Consider the following 20,026-nt stretch of genomic DNA (forward strand, 5'->3'; position numbering starts at 1 on the left):
GCTATACTTATTCTGTAGACATCAGCAGGAGGTAGGTATGGCATCCGGATGGGCAAATGACGACGCTGTTAACGAACAGATCAACAATACTATTGAAGATGCTGTTGCCCGCGCCCGCGGTGAGTTACCGACGGGGGAAAGTCTGTATGAATGCGAAGAATGTGGCAATCCAATCCCTCAGGCCAGACGGGAGGCCGTGCCCGGCGTACGCTTGTGCATCACATGCCAGCAGGATAAAGATTCACATAGCGCAGCATTTTCAGGATATAATCGCAGAGGTTCGAAAGACAGCCAGCTACGTTGACTTATCTTTACCGAAAGTTTCAGCGCATACGATTTCCTTTACGAGCACGCTTTTTTGCACTCTGTGTAGCAAAATGTGCCGTTGTCGGTTTCTCTGTAAAGCGCAATGACAAGAACTGTAAATCCCTCTTTCGAATTTATTAATATTCAATAAGTTATTTGTCATTCAATTTTTTTGATTGATGTCGTCAATTCTATTCGATTTTATCTCGCATAAAAAAACGTGATACTTCTCACATCGACGAAACAACGTCTTCTTAAAGAACACTGACTAACAGAACAAACCTGCGAGAAATTAATCATGAAAAATATCAAATTTGCTGTTGCCGCCATCGCTCTGTCTACCCTGTCATTTGGCGTTTTCGCTGCCGAGCCAGTTTCCTCTACTCAGGCGCAAAGCATGAACAAAATTGGTGTGGTATCTGCTGACGGCGCCACCACGCTGGACGGCCTGGAAGCAAAACTGGCTGAAAAAGCGACTGCTGCTGGTGCAACGGGTTACAGCATCACTTCCGCTATCGGCAAAGACAAAATGAGCGGCACCGCGGTTATCTATAAATAACCGAAAGATTACCTGTACGACCCAATGCTCCAACCCTCATTGACCCTGTTTGTTACCCTTTGTTTGCCCGTCCGCCACTGGACGGGCTTTTTTTTGCTTAGTGTTCCAGTCTTTGACGGAATTCCTGCAACACGGCGTCTGGCATCCCTATTTGCAACGCCGCCTCGCAAATCGCCTGCCAGCTTCCGGCATCCAGCGGAATACCTTGCTCCAGCCGTTCTTCACGAGTATTCACCTCCCACTCCCCTGGCAACAGGATCGGGGCATCTTCAGCATGGGGGGACGCTTTCACCCACTTAGCAAAGGCCGCGACCTGGTTGTCGCAGTCCGGCGCGCCAAACAGTTCCGGATTCATAATGATGGTCGTCATACAGTTAATGATGGCGTCCGCGCTGGTCTGCAGGCTCTCTTCATGTGTGGTTTTACCACCAGAAAGCGCTCCCCCCATAATTTCGCACATTGCCGCCAGCGCATAACCTTTGTGTTGGGCGAAGGTCAGCAACGACCCCAGCGGAGAGACCTGCATTACGGCAGGATCGGTTGTGGGTACCCCATTAGCATCAATCAGGCATCCCAGAGCCACCGGCTCACCCTTGTGCCATGCCACACGGGTTTTGCCAAACGCGATGGCGCTGGTTGCATAGTCCAGCAACAACGGGAACGTATTTTTACGTGGGAACACCACACAGAAGGGGTTGGTGCCAAATCGACTATCGCGGCCATGAAACGGTGCGACCATCGGGATCCCTACCACATTCACAAAGTGCACCGAAACAAAACCCGCCGCCGCACATTGCTCCGCCCAGTAGCCAATGCGTCCAATATGGTGCGAATTATGTAATGCCACGGCAGCGATACCGTACTGGCGCGCTTTTTCGATCCCAAGCGTAATTGCCTCGTGGGCCGCCACCTGACCAAATGCGCAGTCGCCGTCAAGCGTAATCACCGCTCCCGCATCGTTGACCACTTTGGCATGGCGGTTGATCTGCAGGTGTCCCTGCGAAAATGAGCGAATATAGCTTGGGATCATGCCGATACCGTGGGAGTCGTGGCCGGCGAGGTTAGAGGCTATCAGATGATCGGCCACCAGCCGCGCCTCCAGCTCATTGCTTCCCATCTGGTGAAAAACGGCCTGGATAAAGGCGTGCAGTGTTGGCGCATGGAAGCGATGTCCACTGTTCATTGTTATCTCCTGTTGTGTCGCGTGTTGATTGTGGTTCTTATTTTTCAACAAACTATGCTGCGCCACAGCGCTCAGGAGATCAATAAACGTGCAGAAATTTCACGTTGCCGGAAGGCGTAAAGCGACGGGCCAGGCAAAGGACCCGTCGGGAGAAAGAAAAATCAGAAGCTTTGCTCGACGCGGCCAAGTCCTTCAGCCAACGTCGCGGATTCACCGGTTGCTACCAGGCAGCAGGCCATCTGGATTTTCAGCGATGCCGGAACCGGCTCACTGCCCGCCAGACAACGCTCAATCCAGCGCGCGGTAGTTTCCGGGTCTTTAGCCACCGGCAGCGGGACCGGCTCATCGGGCATCTCGCTCTGCCGGTCCTGTAGCACTCGCACGCCGGACGAATCTATCAGGCTTATCTGCGGGCAGCGCTGCGGGTTGGCGTACACTTCACCCTCGGTACCGTGCATCAACAGGGCACGCCCACCGATATCGCCGAAAAATTTCGCCACGCGCGATACGTATTCCGGGTGAGAAACGCTGGAAAGACGCAGCGCGGCATCTTCGGCAAACGGCGTGGCTAATTTAGCCAGCGTATGCGCACTGTTACGCACGCCCATTCGCCAGCGCATCGCCAGCTGTTTTTCCAGCGGAGGACACAGCACACTCACCGGGATAAACACCGGCTCATGACCATCCAGCTTTGCCTGCGCCTGCCCGGCATGCAGCGTCGGCGCAATCCCCATCAGTTCAAAAATGGTTTCAGTCAGCACGCGGGTTGGATCCTCGCTGACGCCGTGCACCACCACCGGGAAGCCCAGCTTATGCAGTAAAATCGCCAGCAGCGGAGTCAAATTTGCCTGCTTGCGCGCGCCATTGTAGCTGGGAATGACAATCGGCATGGGTTTGGCCACTGGCGGAGCCAGGCGAATGGTGTGGTTCTGCATCGCTTCGTAAAAGCCCAGCATCTCCGCTTCGCCTTCGCCTTTAATACGCAGCGCAATCAGTACACCGCCCATCTCAAGATCGGGCACCTCGCCGTTCATCATATGGGTATACAGTCCGCGAGCGGTATCCTTATCCAGGTCACGCGCGTGATTTTTTCCTCGCCCAATCTCTTTGATGATTTTGCGGTAATCCATCGATAACTCCTTGCCTGTTGCTCGCATCGTTAACGCCGACGGCGACGCGTGGGTTTCGCTTTTTCTTTTGGTTTTACTATAACGTCTGGCACAGCAGGTTGCTCTATCGGAAATATGGGTAATGCGTTCAGTAAACGCTTGCCATAGCTTTTGGTCAATAAACGCTTGTCATAAATAACCACTTCTCCCCAGCAGCCGTGGCTACGAATGAGTCGCCCAACCTGCTGGATCAAATTGAATGACGCCGCGGGCAAGCTCTGCACCTCAAAGGGGTAGCGGTTCAGGCTTTTCAGCCACTCGCCCTCGGTGATCACCACCGGGCTGTCGATAGGCGGAAAAGCAATTTTGTGAATATGCACCTGGGTCAGCAAGTCGCCTTTCAAATCCAGACCTTCGGCAAAAGATTGCAGCCCAATCAGTACGCTACGCTCGCCGTTGGTCACCCGCTTGCGGTGCAGCTCCACCAGTCGATAGCGCGGCTGGTCGCCCTGTACCAGCAACAGCAGACGCAGATCGGTAACGTGCTCAAGAAAACGCTGCATTGCCCGACCGCTGGCAAAGAGTACCAGCATGCCCTGATGCTTTTTACTTTCCAGCTGTTCGCGGAAATAGGCGGCCATTTCCGCGATATGCTGCTCTTCGTTATCAATTGACGGTTCGTAGCGCATCTGCGGAATGACGATTTTGCCTTGCTCAACGTGATTAAACGGTGAATCCAGCGCGATAAACCGGTCCCCTGCTTTTTCTTTCAGCCCGCTCATCTCCTGCAAACGCGAGAAGCTGTTGAGCGAACGCAGCGTGGCGGAGGTCACGATAATATGCGGTACGCTGCGCCACAGCAGTCGTTCAAGCTGATCGCTCACGCGGATCCCCACACAGTGGAACCAGACGTGGATCTGCCCGTCACGCACTTCGCGCGTCGCCCATTTACTCACCGGCGCGCCTGACGACTGCGCGAGCGAAGCCAGCCGCCACAGTTTGCTTTGCGCCTCAAACATGCCCAGCGCCCGATTCATCTGCAAAATAACCCGATGCAGACGCACAATATCGTGGGTGCCGGTTTTTTCACTGAGATCGTTGAGGAACAGTTCCGCCAGACCGCGCAGCATTTCTGTTAGCTTCGCCAGACGCTGACAAATCTCCATCACTTCCGCAGGCAGTTCGCCCATCGCGAAGCGGTGTTCCGCCTCCTGGGTCGCAGGCATGTACAGATTAAGAATGTTATTGAGCGATGAAATCAGCTCATACAGTTCCTCACAGTGACCGTTCAGACGCTCGGCATTCGCCAGCGGCGGCGTGGTTTTTGGACGAAACTGTTCCAGGCAGGTGGCCACTAATTTGCAAAACAGATCCAACTGCAGTCGATACCAGGGGGCGCTGATTTCTGCGCTCATCTCCAGCGCATCGCGCGCGACGTCCGGCAAATGGTGACCTTCATCAAGGACCAGCAGCAGGTTCTTCGGCTCCGGCAAAACAGCTTCGCTTTCCATGGCCGCCATCACCAGCGCGTGGTTAGCCACCACCACTTCGGCTTCCTGAATCTCACGGCGGGCGACAAAAAAAGGGCATTCACGATAGTAGTGACAGTTACGATTCAAACAGCTGGCTTTATCAGTGCTCAGGCGTTGCCAGAGTCCGTCGTCGATAGCGATATCCGTGTGATCGCGCAGCCCGTCCCACTTGTAGCTGTCGAGATCGCCTTTTAGCCTGGCGCAGCGCTTTTGTTCTTCCTGGTTGTTGGGCGTCAGGTCATCGTCGAGAAAGGCCAACAGATCCTGCTGATTGGGTTCGCTACTGGCCAGCGCCGCTAAATTACGCGGGCAGACATAACGCCCGCGACCAAACGCGGCGGTAAAACGCAGATCGGGGATAATTTTGCGCAGCAGCGGTAAATCTTTGCTGTAGATCTGATCCTGTAAAGCAACGTTGGCGGTACTGACCACCAGCGTTTTTTGTTCTTCACGCGCTATGGCAATACCGGGAATCAGGTACGACAGCGTTTTCCCCACCCCGGTCGGCGCTTCAATTGCCAGATGCCGCCCTTCTTCCCCAGTGAGTGTTTTCGCGACGTCAGCAATCATCTGCCGCTGCGGCGCACGGGGAATAAAGTCGGGGATCTGTTCCTGAAGCGCCTTATACCAGGCGGCAATTTGCGCTTTTAGCGCAGCCGTTAGTGCCATGAGAAAACCTGAAATACTGTATAAACAGCCACTATTGTGGCACTTTCTGATACGTGTCGCAAAAAGAAAAGCCCGACCTTCCGGCCGGGCTCGCAATTACTGCGCTGTAGACGGTTTGCGCGGACGGCGCGGTGGACGAGGCTTATCGCCCGCCGGTTTGCCTTCGCCGCTACGCGGTTTCGCTTTTGGCGCACCGCCATCCTGACGACGCGGCTGCTGACTACGCCCAGCTCCACCCTGACCGCGACCACCGCCGCCACGCTGCTGGCGACCATTCTGGATCGGCTCGGCTTTGATGGACGGGTCCGGCTCGTAGCCAGGCATCGCAATTCGCGGGATCTCTTTTTTCAGCAGCTTCTCGATGTCACGCAGCAGCTTGTGTTCATCAACGCACACCAGAGACAACGCTTCGCCGGTAGCGGCCGCACGACCGGTACGACCAATACGGTGCACGTAATCTTCCGGGACGTTTGGCAGCTCGTAGTTCACCACGTGCGGCAGCTCTTCAATATCCAGACCGCGCGCGGCAATATCGGTCGCCACCAGCACACGAATATCACCGGATTTAAAATCAGCCAGCGCACGCGTACGCGCCCCCTGAGATTTGTTACCGTGGATCGCCGCGCTGCGGATGCCGTCTTTATTCAGCTGTTCCGCCAGATGGTTTGCACCATGTTTGGTACGGGTAAACACCAGCACCTGCTGCCAGTTGCCCTGACCGATCATCTGCGACAACAGTTCACGTTTACGCTTTTTATCAACGAAATGAACGTGCTGAGTCACCTGCTCTGACGCGGTATTACGGCGCGCCACTTCGATTTCCAGCGGATTGTGCAGCAGCTTTTCGGCCAGCGACTTAATATCATCAGAGAACGTTGCTGAGAACAGCAGGTTCTGGCGTTTTGCCGGCAGTTTCGCCAGAACGCGACGGATATCATGAATAAAGCCCATATCCAGCATGCGGTCAGCTTCATCCAGTACCAGAATCTCAACCTGATCCAGTTTCACCGCATTCTGGTGTTCCAGATCGAGCAAACGACCAGGCGTGGCGATCAGCACATCCACACCGCCGCGCAGCTTCATCATCTGCGGGTTAATGCTCACGCCGCCGAAGACCACCAGCGAGCGAATATTCAGATACTTACTGTAATCACGTACGTTTTCGCCAATCTGGGCCGCCAGTTCGCGAGTTGGCGTGAGGATCAGCGCACGCACCGGACGACGGCTTTTGCCATGCGGCTGATGGGTAATCAGGTGCTGCAACAGCGGCAGGGTAAAACCTGCCGTTTTCCCCGTACCGGTCTGGGCGCTAGCCATCAGATCGCGGCCTTCCAGCACGGCAGGGATCGCCTGCTGCTGAATAGGGGTAGGTTCACGGTAACCCTGCTCGGCAACGGCACGTAAAATATCAGGGTTTAAACCAAGGGAATCAAAAGACATAACAACTCCGAACCACCCTGACCGTTACCGGTGTCGTTTTCAGGGAGATACATATAATAAAGATGACAAAAACCACAATGTCATGAAGGGGCGGAGTGTAGCAGTTTTTGTGATGTGCCGCATAAATTATCCCTGCGCTGAAAAATAACGGTCCGGACTGGACAAGGTTACACATCAGTCATAATCTTAATCAATCGATTGATTAAGATCTGAGTCGTGCTATGAATACACCCACCATGACAACCAAAGGTGAACAGGCGAAAAATCAGCTCATTGCCGCCGCGCTGGCGCAGTTTGGCGAGTATGGTCTGCACGCCACTACTCGCGATATCGCCGCGCAGGCCGGGCAAAATATTGCTGCCATCACCTACTATTTTGGCTCAAAAGAGGATTTATATCTCGCCTGCGCCCAGTGGATTGCGGATTTTATCGGCTCACAGTTTCGCCCGCACGCTGAAGAAGCCGAGCGTCTGTTTGCTCAGCCGGAACCGGATCGTGGCGCGATGCGCGAACTTATCCTCCGCGCCTGCAAAAATATGATCATGCTGTTAACCCAGGACGATACCGTTAACCTGAGCAAATTTATTTCGCGCGAACAGCTTTCCCCCACCGCGGCTTATCAACTGGTGCACGACCAGGTTATCAATCCGCTACATACTCACCTGACGCGCCTGATTGCTGCCTATACCGGCGGCGATGCCAACGATACCCAAATGATCCTGCACACCCACGCCCTACTCGGCGAGGTACTGGCCTTTCGTCTGGGGAAAGAAACCATTCTGTTGCGTACGGGCTGGTCACAATTTGATGAGGATAAAACCGCGCTGATTGACCAAACGATCACCTGTCACATCGATCTTATTCTGCAAGGTTTAACGCAAAGGAGTCTGGAGTCATGAAAAAACCTGTCGTTCTCGGGCTGGTCATCGCGGCCCTCGTTGCCGTGATTGCCGGTGGAACGTGGTGGTATCAAAGTCGGCAAGATAACGGTCTGACGCTGTACGGCAATGTCGATATCCGTAGCGTCAACCTGAGTTTTCGCGTCGGCGGCAGGCTGGCCTCGCTGGCGGTTGACGAAGGCGATGCCATTACCGCCGGTCAGGTGCTGGGCGAACTGGACCGTGCACCGTATGAAAACGCATTAATGCAGGCAAAAGCGAATGTTGCCGCCGCGCAGGCGCAATACGATCTGATGCTGGCAGGGTATCGTGAAGAGGAGATCGCGCAAACCGCAGCGGCAGTCAAACAGGCGCAGGCAGCCTATGATTACGCGCAAAACTTTTACAATCGGCAGGTGGGATTGTGGAAAAGCCGCACTATCTCCGCCAACGATCTGGAAAACGCCCGTTCATCACGCGATCAGGCGCTGGCCTCTCTGAAATCCGCACAGGATAAACTCAGCCAATACCGCAGCGGTAATCGTGTGCAGGACATCGAGCAGGCGAAAGCCACGCTCGAACAAGCTCAGGCCGAGCTGGCCCAGGCAGAGCTTAATTTGCATGACACCACGCTGACCTCGCCGTCTGACGGCACGTTACTCACCCGTGCGGTCGAACCCGGCAGCATGCTGAACGAAGGGGGCACGGTACTGACGCTGTCACTCACGCGTCCGGTATGGGTTCGAGCCTACGTTGACGAACGAAATCTGAGCGAGGCGCAGCCAGGACGCGAAATCCTGCTTTACACCGATGGCCGTCCGGACAAACCGTATCACGGTAAAATCGGCTTCGTGTCGCCCACCGCCGAGTTTACCCCAAAAACAGTCGAGACCCCTGACCTGCGCACCGACCTGGTTTATCGCCTGCGTATTGTGGTGACCGACGCGGACGATGCGCTGCGCCAGGGAATGCCGGTAACGATAAAGTTCAGCGATGAGGCACGGCATGAATGACGCCGTCATTACGCTGAATGGACTGACGAAAAACTTTGCCGGAATGGATAAACCGGCCGTCGCCCCGCTCGACTGTACCGTTCATGCGGGCTACGTGACCGGGCTGGTCGGGCCGGATGGTGCTGGCAAAACCACGCTGATGCGAATGCTGGCAGGGCTGTTGAAACCCGACGCCGGTAGCGCAACGGTAATTGGTTTTGATCCCATCAAAGACGACAGCGCGCTGCATGCGGTACTGGGGTACATGCCGCAGAAATTTGGTCTGTATGAAGATTTGACCGTCATGGAGAACCTCAATCTCTATGCAGATTTACGTAGCGTTACCGGTGAAGCGCGAGAAAAAACCTTTGCCCGGCTACTGGAATTTACCTCGTTGGGGCCGTTTACCGGACGCCTGGCCGGCAAGCTTTCCGGCGGCATGAAACAGAAGCTCGGACTTGCCTGTACACTGGTCGGTGAACCCAGCGTGTTACTGCTGGATGAGCCTGGCGTAGGCGTCGACCCTATTTCCCGTCGCGAACTGTGGCAAATGGTTCATGAACTGGCCGGGGACGGCATGCTGATCCTCTGGAGCACTTCCTATCTGGATGAAGCTGAACAATGCCGTGATGTGCTGCTGATGAACGAAGGTGAATTGCTGTATCAGGGCGATCCCACTCAGCTTACGCAAACCATGTCGGGTCGCAGCTTCCTGATGAGCAGTTCGCAGGAAAATAACCGCCGACTGCTGCAACGCACGTTAAAACTGCCGCAGGTTAGCGACGGGATGATTCAGGGGAAATCCGTCCGCTTAATCCTGAAAAAAGAAGCGACGGCCCAGCAGATTCAAAACGCTGACGGCATGCCGGAGATAACTATCAACGAAACCGCCCCCCGCTTCGAGGATGCCTTTATCGATTTACTCGGCGGGGCCGGAACATCGGAGTCCCCGCTGGGCGCTATCCTGCATACCGTGGAAGGCACGCCTGGTGAAACGGTGATCGAAGCCAAAGCGCTGACCAAAAAATTTGGCGATTTTGCCGCTACCGACCACGTAGACTTTGCCGTGCAGCGCGGCGAGATTTTTGGTTTGTTAGGACCCAACGGCGCGGGCAAATCCACTACCTTTAAAATGATGTGCGGCCTGCTGGTCCCCACTTCGGGTAAAGCGCTGGTGCTGGACATGGACCTGAAGGTCAGCTCCGGTAAAGCGCGCCAGCATCTGGGCTATATGGCGCAGAAATTCTCCCTGTATGGCAACCTGACGGTTGAACAGAATCTGCGCTTTTTCTCCGGCGTCTACGGCCTGCGCGGTCGGGCGCAGAAGGAGAAAATCGAGCGGATGAGCGAGGCATTCGGCCTGAAGAGTATCGCCTCCCACGCCACCGACGAACTGCCGCTGGGCTTTAAACAGCGCCTGGCGCTGGCCTGTTCGCTGATGCATGAACCCGACATTCTGTTCCTCGATGAACCCACTTCCGGGGTCGATCCTCTCACCCGTCGGGAGTTCTGGTTACATATCAACAGCATGGTGGAAAAAGGCGTCACGGTGATGGTGACCACCCACTTTATGGATGAGGCAGAATACTGCGATCGCATCGGGCTGGTGTATCGCGGCAAACTGATTGCCAGCGGTACGCCGGACGACCTGAAAGCTCAGTCTGCTGACAGTGAGACGCCAGACCCGACCATGGAACAGGCGTTTATCACGCTAATCAATGACTGGGATAAGGAGCATACGCATGAGTAACTCCGTTCTCTCCTGGCGTCGCGTACGCGCACTGTGCGTGAAAGAGACGCGCCAGATCGTCCGCGATCCCAGCAGTTGGCTGATTGCGGTGGTGATCCCGCTGCTGCTGCTGTTTATCTTCGGCTACGGGATCAACCTCGACTCCAGCAAGCTGCGGGTAGGGATTTTGCTCGAACAGCAAAGCGAAGAGGCGCTGGATTTTACCCATACCATGACCGGTTCACCGTATATTGACGCCACCATCAGCGATAACCGTCAGGAATTGATTGAGAAAATGCAGGCCGGGCGCATTCGCGGGCTGGTGGTGATCCCGGTGGATTTCGCCCAGCAGATGGCGCGACCCAACGACGTGGCGCCGATCCAGGTGATCACCGACGGCAGTGAACCGAATACCGCTAACTTTGTGCAGGGTTATGTCGAAGGCATCTGGCAGATTTGGCAACAACAGCGGGCGGAAGATCGCGGAGAATCATTTGAACCTTTGATCGACGTGCAGACCCGCTACTGGTTTAACCCGGCGGCCATCAGCCAACATTTTATTATTCCCGGGGCGGTAACCATCATCATGACGGTTATTGGCGCTATCCTCACCTCATTAGTGGTGGCGCGCGAATGGGAGCGCGGAACCATGGAAGCGCTGTTGTCTACCGAAGTCACCCGCGTCGAACTGCTGCTGTGCAAACTGATCCCCTATTACTTTCTGGGCATGCTGGCGATGCTGCTGTGTATGCTGGTGTCGGTGTTTATTCTCGGCGTGCCTTATCGCGGTTCGTTGCTGATCCTGTTTTTCATTACCAGCCTGTTTCTGCTCAGCACGCTCGGCATGGGGTTGCTTATCTCCACCATCACCCGCAATCAGTTTAACGCCGCGCAGGTCGCGCTAAACGCCGCCTTCCTGCCCTCGATTATGCTGTCGGGATTTATCTTCCAGATAGACAGCATGCCGGCGATTATCCGGGCAGTAACCTATATTATTCCGGCTCGTTATTTCGTCAGCACCCTACAAAGCCTGTTTCTGGCGGGAAATATTCCGGTGGTGCTGATTATCAACGTGCTGTTTTTAATCGCTTCGGCGGTGATGTTTATTGGCCTGACGTGGCTTAAAACCAAACGTCGGCTGGATTAAGGGGACGGGCATGTTTCATCGCTTATGGACATTAATTCGTAAAGAGCTGCAATCACTGTTACGTGAACCGCAGACGCGAGCCATTCTGATTTTACCGGTGCTGATTCAGGTTATTCTGTTCCCGTTCGCGGCCACGCTGGAAGTCACCAACGCCACTATCGCTATCTATAACGAAGACAACGGTAAACATTCGGTGGAACTAACCCAGCGCTTCGCTCGCGCCAGCGCCTTTACGCACGTTCTGCTGCTGAAAAGCCCGCAGGAGATCCAGCCCACCATCGACACGCAAAAAGCCCTGTTGCTGGTGCGCTTCCCGGCCAACTTTTCGCGTAATCTGGATACCTTCCAGCAGGCTCCCATGCAGATTATTCTCGACGGGCGTAACTCTAACAGTGCGCAAATTGCCGCGAATTATCTGCAGCAGATCGTTAAGGAGTATCAGCAGGAGCTGATGGACGGCAAGCCGAAACCGAACAACAGCGAGCTGGTGGTGCGTAACTGGTATAACCCGAATCTGGATTACAAATGGTTTGTGGTTCCGTCGCTGATCGCCATGATCACCACCATCGGCGTCATGATCGTCACTTCGCTCTCGGTTGCCCGCGAGCGCGAGCAAGGCACGCTGGATCAGCTGCTGGTCTCCCCGCTTACCACCTGGCAGATATTCATCGGTAAAGCGGTGCCCGCGTTAATTGTGGCAACGTTTCAGGCCACCATTGTGCTGGCGATCGGCATCTGGGCTTATCACATTCCGTTTGCCGGTTCACTGGGGTTGTTCTATTTCACGATGGTGATTTACGGGCTGTCGCTGGTCGGCTTTGGTCTGCTGATTTCATCACTGTGTGCCACCCAGCAGCAGGCGTTTATCGGCGTGTTTGTGTTTATGATGCCGGCGATTTTACTTTCAGGCTACGTCTCGCCGGTCGAAAATATGCCGGTCTGGCTACAGAATCTGACGTGGATAAACCCAATCCGCCATTTTACGGACATCACGAAACAGATTTACCTGAAGGATGCGAGTCTGCAGATTGTGTGGGGAAGTTTGTGGCCGCTGTTGGTGATAGCGGCCACGACCGGCTCAGCGGCGTATGCGATGTTTAGACGCAAGGTGATGTAGCTTTTTGTCTTTCGCCAACAGCGAGACCACGGCGGGTCCGGCAAGGATCACCAGCCCCGCCAGGGCCAGCAAGACGTTGTTTTGCAGCACGCGCGACAGCAACCACAGTACGATCATCGCGGCACCGAAATACCACGTGGTAGTCAGTTCTTCCAGCACATCAGCTACGTCGCGCCAGCGCTGTTCATGGTGACGTTGCAAGGCCAGCATTAATAAAACCGTTACGCCGTAAACGACGCATAATCCCAGGCCGACGCGCACCAGCGTACCGCTCATCCAGCCCATTACCAGCAACGCCACTACCAGTAAATGCAACACAATCTGCCAGCAACTTAGACCCGTTGCGACACGAACACGTTGTTGCCACCTCATGGCTTTTCTCCTGAAGGATTTTCAACTAATTATTCAGAGTACCGGACTTTACGGAAAATTCCGCAACACCGCATCTTTTTGTGACGACGACTACACTATTTTATTTAGGAAGTGACGCCAACGGGAGGCTCATGAGCGGATCGGGAGTTCAATTTTCATTCAATGTGCTCACCATTAATACTCACAAAGGGTTCACCGCCTTCAACCGGCGTTTTATTTTGCCTGAACTACGGGAGGCTGTCAGAACGGTCGGGGCAGACATTGTGTGCCTGCAGGAAGTTATGGGCGCGCACGATGCTCACTCGCTGCAGATTGAGAACTGGCCGGATACCACCCACTACGAATTTCTGGCGGACACCATGTGGAGCGACTTCGCCTACGGGCGTAACGCCGTGTACCCGCAAGGGCATCACGGTAACGCGGTGTTGTCGCGTTATCCCATTGAACATTATGAAAATCGCGATGTGTCCGTCGGCGCGAGTGAAAAGCGCGGGGTCCTCTACTGCCGCATCGTGCCGCCAATGCTCTCGCACCCAATTCATGTCATGTGCGTGCATCTCGGTTTGCGTGAAGCACACCGTCAGGCCCAGCTCGCTATGCTGGCTGACTGGGTCAATGCCCTGCCCGACGCGGAGCCCGTGGTGATCGCCGGAGATTTTAACGACTGGCGGCAAACGGCCAATCACCCGTTGAAAGCCAGGGCCGGCCTTGACGAGATTTTTACCCGCGCCCACGGTCGCCCGGCGAGGACGTTTCCGGTGCAGTTTCCCCTGCTGCGTCTGGACAGGATCTATGTGAAAAACGCGAATGCCAGTACCCCAACGACGCTGGCGCTGCGTCACTGGCGACATTTGTCCGATCATGCCCCCCTGAGTGCGGAGATTCATTTATGAAAAATGGCTGGCGTGAAGGCAATCAAATTCAACTGCTGGAAAACGGTGATCAATACTATCCCGCCGTCTTTGACGCCATTGAACAGGCACAGCAAAAAATTATCCTTGAGACTTTTATCTGGTTTGAAGATGCGGTCGGAAAACAGCTGCATGCCGCCTTGCTCGGAGCCGCCCAGCGCGGAATCAAAGCAGAGGTGCTGCTGGACGGTTACGGTTCGCCGGATCTTAGCGACAGTTTTGTCGAAGAGTTGACCGTAGCTGGCGTTGTTTTCCGCTACTACGATCCGCGCCCGCGTCTGTTCGGTATGCGCACCAATCTCTTTCGCCGTATGCATCGCAAAATTGTGGTCATTGATGACCGTGTTGCCTTTGTCGGCGGTATTAATTATTCCGCTGAACACATGTCTGATTACGGTCCCGAGGCCAAGCAGGATTATGCCGTTCGCGTGGAAGGTCCAGTCGTGGCCGACATCCTGAAATTCGTGCTGGATAACTTACCGGGACAGAGCGCCGTACGACGTTGGTGGCGACGTCATCACCGGGCAATTGAAAATCATCGGCCTGGCGAAGCGCAGGCGCTGTTTGTCTGGCGCGATAACGAAGAGCATCGCGATGATATTGAACGCCACTATTTGAAAATGCTGACCCAGGCCCGGCGGGAAGTGATCATTGCCAATGCCTATTTCTTTCCGGGTTATCGCCTGCTGCATGCCCTACGAAAAGCTGCGCGACGCGGTGTTCGGGTAAAACTCATCGTCCAGGGTGAACCGGATATGCCGATTGTGAAAGTGGGTGCCCGCCTGCTGTATAACTATCTGGTTAAAGGCGGCGTCCATGTCTATGAATACCGGCGTAAGCCCCTGCATGGTAAAGTCGCGCTAATGGACGATCATTGGGCGACGGTAGGTTCCAGCAATCTCGACCCGCTCAGTCTGTCGCTCAATCTGGAGGCAAATCTTATTATTCATGACCGCACGTTTAACCAGACCCTGCGTGACAACCTGAACCCCATTATTGCGCAGGACTGCAAGCGAGTTGATGAATCAATGCTGCCAAAACGCACCTGGTGGAACCTGACCAAAAGCGTGTTGGCCTTCCACTTTTTACGCCACTTCCCGGCGCTGGTCGGCTGGCTACCGGCGCATACCCCGCATCTGGCCGAGGTAGAACCACCCGCACAGCCAACTCTGGAAACCCAGGATCGTATTCCGACTGAGGATGCAGGAGGGGAAACCTGATGCCAAAAAACCACCGACGCTGGCGCTTAGCGAAAAAGATCCTCACATGGCTATTTTTTATTGCGGTCATCGTATTGCTGGTCGTTTATGCCAGTAAGGTCAACTGGCAGGAAGTGTGGACGGTAATCCGCGATTACAATCGGATCGCCCTGCTCAGCGCCGTAGGGCTGGTGATCGTCAGTTATTTACTTTACGGCTGCTATGACCTGCTCGGGCGCTACTACTGCGGGCACAAGCTGGCAAAACGCCAGGTCATGCTGGTGTCGTTTATCTGTTACGCCTTCAACCTGACGTTAAGCACATGGGTGGGCGGTATTGGGATGCGTTATCGTCTCTACTCGCGTCTCGGATTACCGGGGAGCACAATTACGCGAATTTTTTCACTGAGCATTACCACCAACTGGCTGGGCTATATTCTGCTGGGCGGTTTTATTTTCACCTTCGGCGTCGTTGAACTGCCCGCGCACTGGTATATCGATGAAGGTACGCTACGCCTCTTAGGCATTGCGCTGCTGCTGATGATTGTTGTTTATCTGTGGTTTTGCGCTTTCGCTAAACATCGCCACATCACCATCAAGGGCCAAAAACTGGTACTGCCCTCCTGGAAATTTGCCCTCGCGCAAATGGCGATATCCGGTACTAACTGGATGGTAATGGGGGCGATTATCTGGCTGTTGCTGGGTCAGAATATCAACTATTTCTTCGTGCTGGGCGTACTACTGGTGAGCAGTATTGCCGGTGTTATCGTGCATATTCCGGCGGGGATTGGTGTGCTGGAGGCGGTCTTTATGGCGCTGCTGGCAGGAGAGAATACCTCTCAGGGGACAATCATTGCCGCCCTGCTCGCGTATCGCGTGCTGTACTATTTTATTCCGCTGCTGCTGGCGCTGATGTGCTATTTGCTTTTGGAGAGTCGGGCGAAAAAGTTGCGGGTAAAAAACGAGAAGGCGATGGCGAAATGATTCACCGGATGGCGGCTTACGCCATCCGGCAACAGAGAATTAACGACGATTGCCGAAGATACGCAGCAGCATCAGGAACAGGTTGATGAAGTCCAGATACAGCGTTAAGGCCCCAAGAATTGCGTATTTACGCAGATTGGAGCTGTCACGCAGGTCGATCTGCTCACCGATGTTTTTCAGCTTCTGCGTGTCATAAGCGGTCAGGCCGACAAACACAATCACCCCAATATAGGTCACCGCCCACATCAGCGCTTCGCTCTTCAACCAGAAGTTAACCAGCGAGGCCAGCACAATACCGATCAGTGCCATAAACAGCATATTGCCGAAACCGCTGAGATCGCGTTTGGTGGTGTAGCCGTACAAACTCATGATCCCGAACATCCCGCCGGTGACCACGAAGGTGCTGGCGATAGACGAGTAGGTATAGACGATAAAAATGCTTGATAGCGTCAGCCCGGTTAATGCCGAATAGAGCATAAACAGCGTGGTCGCCATTCCCGCGCTGAGCCTTTGCACCATGCCGGACAGGACGAACACCAGCGCTAGCTGGGCGATGATCAGTCCAAAGAAGGTGATTTTGCTGGAGAAGACAAACATCATCACCGCGGGCGTATTTGCTGCATACCAGGCGATAAACGCCGTCAGCAACAATCCGCAGGTCATCCAGCCGTACACCTGCGCCATATACGTTTGCAGGCCGGAACGGGCCTGTACAATAGAATCGGATCGTGGGAATCGGTCCATGACAATCTCCTGAATCAGTATGAGCCTACACCAATTGTACTCTACCAGCGTTTTGCTGCTAGCTTATCGCTGTCGCGGGCATCAACCCAGCGCTCACCTTCTGGCGTGGCCTCGCGCTTCCAGAACGGTGCGCGGGTTTTCAGATAATCCATAATGAACTGCCCGGCATCAAACGCGCTGCTGCGATGCGCACTGGTCACGCCAACAAAAACGATTTCGTCACCCGGCCACAGTTCGCCAATGCGATGAATGACCGTTACTCGTCCCAGCGGCCAGCGCGCACGCGCTTCGTCGACAATCTCCGCCAGCGCTTTTTCGGTCATTCCCGGATAGTGTTCCAGCGTTAACGCCTGCACGCTATCGCCGAGATTGTGATTGCGGACTTTACCGGTGAAAGTGACCACCGCGCCATCTTCATCGCGTTCGGCCAGCCAGGGATACTCATCCCCGACGCTGAACGGCGCATGACCAACAACAATTCGCGTTTCAGCCATCTTAGCCTCCGGTTACCGGTGGGAAGAAAGCCACTTCGTCACCCGCATTAAGGGGATGGTCAAAACTGACCAGCGTCTGGTTTACCGCGGCCAGCAGCTTGCCGTCTTCCAGCGCCAACGCCCAGCGATCGCTTTTTGCCGCAAGACTCCGGCGCAGCGCTTCTACCGTTGCAAACTCAGCGGCGACTTCTATCGCATCCGTGTTCACCAATTCCCGTACCTGAGCAAAGAAAAGAACCTTAATCATGCGCATCCACCTTAAAATCTCCCGATTTGCCGCCGCTTTTAGCCAGCAGACGCACCGGACCAATCACCATATCCTTTTGCACCGCTTTGCACATATCGTAGATGGTCAACGCTGCCACGGAGGCCGCCGTTAACGCTTCCATTTCGACGCCGGTTTTCCCGGTCAGGCGACACAGCGTTTCAATGCGTACGCGGTTGTGTTCCGGCTCGGCGTGCAGATTAACTTCAACCTTGCTCAACATCAGCGGATGGCACAGCGGGATAAGATCCCAGGTCCGTTTGGCGGCCTGAATACCGGCAATACGCGCCGTGGCGAAAACGTCGCCCTTATGGTGGCTGCCGTCGATAATCATCGCCAGCGTTTCGCTACGCATGGTCACGAATGCTTCTGCACGCGCCTCGCGTACGGTTTCCGCTTTGGCGGAGACATCCACCATATGCGCTTCGCCAGCGGCGTTAATATGAGTCAGTTGCGACATACTTATTTCTTCAAATGTGGGTGGAAATTACACGGACGCGTACGGGCATCGAGCTGCGGCGCAATGATATTTTCCCATGCGGTGCGACACGCTTTAGTCGACCCCGGCATGGCGAAAATCAGCGTTTTGTTGGCCACTCCGGCAATCGCCCGGGATTGCAGCGTCGCGGTGCCAATCTCTTCAAACGACAGCATACGAAATACTTCACCAAACCCTTCGACTTCTCTGTCGAACAGCGGTTGCAGCGCTTCTGGCGCCTGGTCCCCTTCGGTTAAGCCCGTGCCGCCTGTAATGAGCACAACCTGCACATCCTCACTGGCAATCCATGCAGAAACCTGGGCGCGAATGGCGTAGCGGTTCTCTTTGACGATCGCCTTGTCGACAATCTGATGACCCGCCTCTTGCGCCGAGTCACGCAGATAATGGCCGGAGGTGTCATCTTCTTCGCCGCGACGGTTGGAAACAGTAAGAATAGCAATGCGTGTCGGGATAAATTCAGCACTTACCTGACTCATGAAAAACTCCTTTTAGCGATCAGCCGCCAATGTAAGATAAGTTTTGCGTAATACCGGTATTGTTCTGATGCAGGAAATGAGTCTGCTTTTTCTCCAGCAGCGCGGCTGAAATGCGTTCTTCCAGCGCCGACTGCTGAGCGTCATCTTCCAGCAAATCACGCAGGCTTACGCCGCCTTCACCAAATAAACACAGATGCAGCTTGCCGACAGAGGAAACGCGCAGACGGTTGCAGGTGGCGCAGAAGTCTTTCTCATAAGGCATGATCAGACCAATTTCACCAGCATAGTCAGGATGACAGAAAACCTGAGCCGGGCCGTCGCTGCGCTGTCGGATCTGGTGGATCCAGCCGCGACGCAGCAGCTCATCGCGCAGGACCTGGCCTGAGATATGGTGTTTACGGAAGAGAGAGCTGCCCTCACCCGTTTCCATCAGTTCAATAAAGCGTAGTTGGATAGGACGGGGCTGAACCCACGCCAGGAAGGTGTCCAGTTGATGATGGTTTACGTCGCGCATCAGCACGGTATTGACTTTCACTTTTTCAAAACCCGCATCAAAGGCTGCGTCAATGCCTGCCATCACCTGCTGAAATTTGTCCTGCCCGGTAATGGCGTGAAACTGACGGGCATCGAGGCTGTCGACGCTGACGTTAAGTGCGGTCAGTCCGGCATCGCGCCAGGCAGCGGCATCACGCGCCAGACGATAACCATTAGTGGTCACCGCAATCTGACGGATGGCATCGTTTTCGCGCACGGCGGCGATAATGTCGGTAAAGTCGCGACGCAATGAAGGTTCGCCCCCTGTCAGACGCACTTTTTCCGTTCCCAGACTGGCGAACGCGCGCGTGACGCGGCGAATTTCATCAACGGTCAAAAAGCCGTTATTGGTGACACCGCCGGGCTTATAGCCATCCGGCAGGCAGTAGGTGCAACGAAAGTTACACACATCGGTAATCGACAAACGTAAGTAGTAAAACTTACGTGCGAAAGCATCGGTAAGTTGAGAGCCCATGTACACCTTTCCAAATACGGGAGACGTAGTCATTTCTTCCTACGCCCTGGTGACAAACTTATTCAAGTATTGTCACGGCCAAAGCACCGTATCATTTGACCCAGGTGCAGAGGCTAGAGTGTTTATTCTCGTCATACTTCAAATTGCAGAAGCGTGGGCTTTGTTCATTCACCCCAGTCACGTACTTATGTCCGCTTACGGGGGATTCTCTCCCTCACTGCCTTCCTGCAACTCAAATTATTCAGAGTACATTGTGGTTATGCCGATACTAGCGTGTAAATGACGCTTTTGCCATGTACACTTTCGCTGTATAAATACATGCATAGCGACATGATCGTGCAATTTCGCTACAGAATAAGCAAAAACCACAGTTTTGCATTGATATACATCATCTTGCCGGCAGGTGAATCTCG

General features: G+C 54.5%; 21 protein-coding genes and 1 riboswitch. Of the genes, 10 read left to right on the plus strand and 11 right to left on the minus strand.

Features of this window, described 5'->3' with window-relative positions; genetic code table 11:
• The first annotated feature begins 37 nt into the window (after positions 1-37).
• Complete coding sequence (locus tag HV350_RS16305) at positions 38-304, plus strand: DksA/TraR family C4-type zinc finger protein (protein ID WP_003035233.1); 267 nt, start codon at positions 38-40, stop codon at positions 302-304.
• 300 nt (positions 305-604) lie between these two features.
• Positions 605-865 (plus strand): DUF1471 family protein YbiJ, encoded by a 261-nt coding sequence (ybiJ, locus tag HV350_RS16310; RefSeq protein ID WP_181628916.1) that lies wholly within the window; start codon positions 605-607, stop codon positions 863-865.
• A 97-nt stretch (positions 866-962) separates the two neighbouring features.
• Here ybiJ and HV350_RS16315 read toward each other — a convergent pair whose 3' ends face one another.
• The 4 genes from HV350_RS16315 to rhlE all read right to left on the minus strand — a co-directional run bounded on the left by HV350_RS16315 (position 963) and on the right by rhlE (position 6,798).
• Complete coding sequence (locus HV350_RS16315; protein ID WP_181628917.1) at positions 963-2,048, minus strand: malate/lactate/ureidoglycolate dehydrogenase; 1,086 nt, start codon at positions 2,046-2,048, stop codon at positions 963-965.
• A gap of 161 nt (positions 2,049-2,209) precedes the next feature.
• A complete protein-coding gene (ybiB, locus tag HV350_RS16320; RefSeq protein ID WP_181628919.1) occupies positions 2,210-3,178 on the minus strand; it encodes a DNA-binding protein YbiB in 969 nt (322 codons plus the stop codon).
• Positions 3,179-3,207: 29 nt separating this feature from the next.
• Positions 3,208-5,358: an ATP-dependent DNA helicase DinG gene (gene dinG / locus HV350_RS16325; RefSeq protein WP_046274637.1), complete on the minus strand. Its 2,151-nt coding sequence runs from the start codon at positions 5,356-5,358 to the stop codon at positions 3,208-3,210.
• Positions 5,359-5,454: 96 nt separating this feature from the next.
• The gene (rhlE, locus tag HV350_RS16330; protein WP_181628921.1) at positions 5,455-6,798 is read right to left on the minus strand and encodes an ATP-dependent RNA helicase RhlE; all 1,344 of its coding nucleotides are present in this window, start codon (positions 6,796-6,798) and stop codon (positions 5,455-5,457) included.
• A 221-nt stretch (positions 6,799-7,019) separates the two neighbouring features.
• On the opposite strand from rhlE, the gene cecR reads away from it, so the two are divergent.
• From cecR to HV350_RS16355, 5 genes are read left to right on the plus strand one after another with little or no spacing between them, the layout of a single operon-like run.
• The gene (cecR, locus tag HV350_RS16335; RefSeq protein ID WP_016152358.1) at positions 7,020-7,697 is read left to right on the plus strand and encodes a transcriptional regulator CecR; all 678 of its coding nucleotides are present in this window, start codon (positions 7,020-7,022) and stop codon (positions 7,695-7,697) included.
• A complete protein-coding gene (hlyD, locus tag HV350_RS16340; RefSeq protein ID WP_142417722.1) occupies positions 7,694-8,689 on the plus strand; it encodes a secretion protein HlyD in 996 nt (331 codons plus the stop codon). The genes cecR and hlyD overlap by 4 nt, the downstream gene beginning before the upstream one ends.
• Entirely contained in the window at positions 8,682-10,418 is a 1,737-nt protein-coding gene (locus HV350_RS16345) for an ATP-binding cassette domain-containing protein (protein ID WP_181628922.1), read from the plus strand. The genes hlyD and HV350_RS16345 overlap by 8 nt, the downstream gene beginning before the upstream one ends.
• Entirely contained in the window at positions 10,411-11,544 is a 1,134-nt protein-coding gene (locus tag HV350_RS16350; protein ID WP_016156059.1) for an ABC transporter permease, read from the plus strand. Before HV350_RS16345 ends, HV350_RS16350 begins: the two co-directional genes overlap by 8 nt.
• Before the next feature lie 10 nt (positions 11,545-11,554).
• Positions 11,555-12,661 (plus strand): ABC transporter permease, encoded by a 1,107-nt coding sequence (locus HV350_RS16355; RefSeq protein WP_008784194.1) that lies wholly within the window; start codon positions 11,555-11,557, stop codon positions 12,659-12,661.
• On the opposite strand, the gene HV350_RS16360 is transcribed toward HV350_RS16355, so the two are convergent.
• A complete protein-coding gene (locus HV350_RS16360; RefSeq protein ID WP_016152353.1) occupies positions 12,623-13,033 on the minus strand; it encodes a YbhQ family protein in 411 nt (136 codons plus the stop codon). The two genes, HV350_RS16355 and HV350_RS16360, sit on opposite strands and share 39 nt — an antisense overlap.
• A gap of 131 nt (positions 13,034-13,164) precedes the next feature.
• On the opposite strand from HV350_RS16360, the gene HV350_RS16365 reads away from it, so the two are divergent.
• From HV350_RS16365 to HV350_RS16375, 3 genes are read left to right on the plus strand one after another with little or no spacing between them, the layout of a single operon-like run.
• Positions 13,165-13,926, plus strand: coding sequence for an endonuclease/exonuclease/phosphatase family protein (locus HV350_RS16365; RefSeq protein ID WP_016156057.1), 762 nt, complete (start codon positions 13,165-13,167; stop codon positions 13,924-13,926).
• On the plus strand, positions 13,923-15,164 hold the full coding sequence (clsB, locus tag HV350_RS16370) for a cardiolipin synthase ClsB (protein WP_016152351.1): 1,242 nt from the start codon (positions 13,923-13,925) through the stop codon (positions 15,162-15,164). Before HV350_RS16365 ends, clsB begins: the two co-directional genes overlap by 4 nt.
• Positions 15,164-16,126 carry a YbhN family protein gene (locus tag HV350_RS16375; protein ID WP_016152350.1) on the plus strand — a complete coding sequence of 321 codons (963 nt, stop codon included), beginning with the start codon at positions 15,164-15,166 and terminating at the stop codon, positions 16,124-16,126. Before clsB ends, HV350_RS16375 begins: the two co-directional genes overlap by 1 nt.
• Positions 16,127-16,165: 39 nt before the next feature.
• Here HV350_RS16375 and HV350_RS16380 read toward each other — a convergent pair whose 3' ends face one another.
• The 6 genes from HV350_RS16380 to moaA all read right to left on the minus strand — a co-directional run bounded on the left by HV350_RS16380 (position 16,166) and on the right by moaA (position 19,613).
• On the minus strand, positions 16,166-16,870 hold the full coding sequence (locus tag HV350_RS16380; protein ID WP_003831536.1) for a Bax inhibitor-1/YccA family protein: 705 nt from the start codon (positions 16,868-16,870) through the stop codon (positions 16,166-16,168).
• A gap of 41 nt (positions 16,871-16,911) precedes the next feature.
• Positions 16,912-17,364, minus strand: coding sequence for a molybdopterin synthase catalytic subunit MoaE (gene moaE, locus HV350_RS16385; RefSeq protein ID WP_046274634.1), 453 nt, complete (start codon positions 17,362-17,364; stop codon positions 16,912-16,914).
• A gap of 1 nt (position 17,365) precedes the next feature.
• Positions 17,366-17,611 (minus strand): molybdopterin synthase sulfur carrier subunit, encoded by a 246-nt coding sequence (gene moaD / locus HV350_RS16390; protein ID WP_016152348.1) that lies wholly within the window; start codon positions 17,609-17,611, stop codon positions 17,366-17,368.
• Entirely contained in the window at positions 17,604-18,089 is a 486-nt protein-coding gene (gene moaC / locus HV350_RS16395; protein ID WP_003035188.1) for a cyclic pyranopterin monophosphate synthase MoaC, read from the minus strand. The genes moaD and moaC overlap by 8 nt, the downstream gene beginning before the upstream one ends.
• 2 nt (positions 18,090-18,091) lie before the next feature.
• Entirely contained in the window at positions 18,092-18,604 is a 513-nt protein-coding gene (moaB, locus tag HV350_RS16400; protein WP_016152347.1) for a molybdenum cofactor biosynthesis protein B, read from the minus strand.
• 19 nt (positions 18,605-18,623) lie between these two features.
• A complete protein-coding gene (moaA, locus tag HV350_RS16405) occupies positions 18,624-19,613 on the minus strand; it encodes a GTP 3',8-cyclase MoaA (protein WP_065554855.1) in 990 nt (329 codons plus the stop codon).
• A riboswitch (molybdenum cofactor riboswitch) is annotated at positions 19,601-19,746 on the minus strand. It overlaps the preceding gene by 13 nt.
• Positions 19,747-20,026: the final 280 nt, after the last annotated feature.

This window comes from Citrobacter sp. RHBSTW-01013 (genome assembly GCF_013781985.1).
Classification (GTDB): domain Bacteria; phylum Pseudomonadota; class Gammaproteobacteria; order Enterobacterales; family Enterobacteriaceae; genus Citrobacter; species Citrobacter braakii.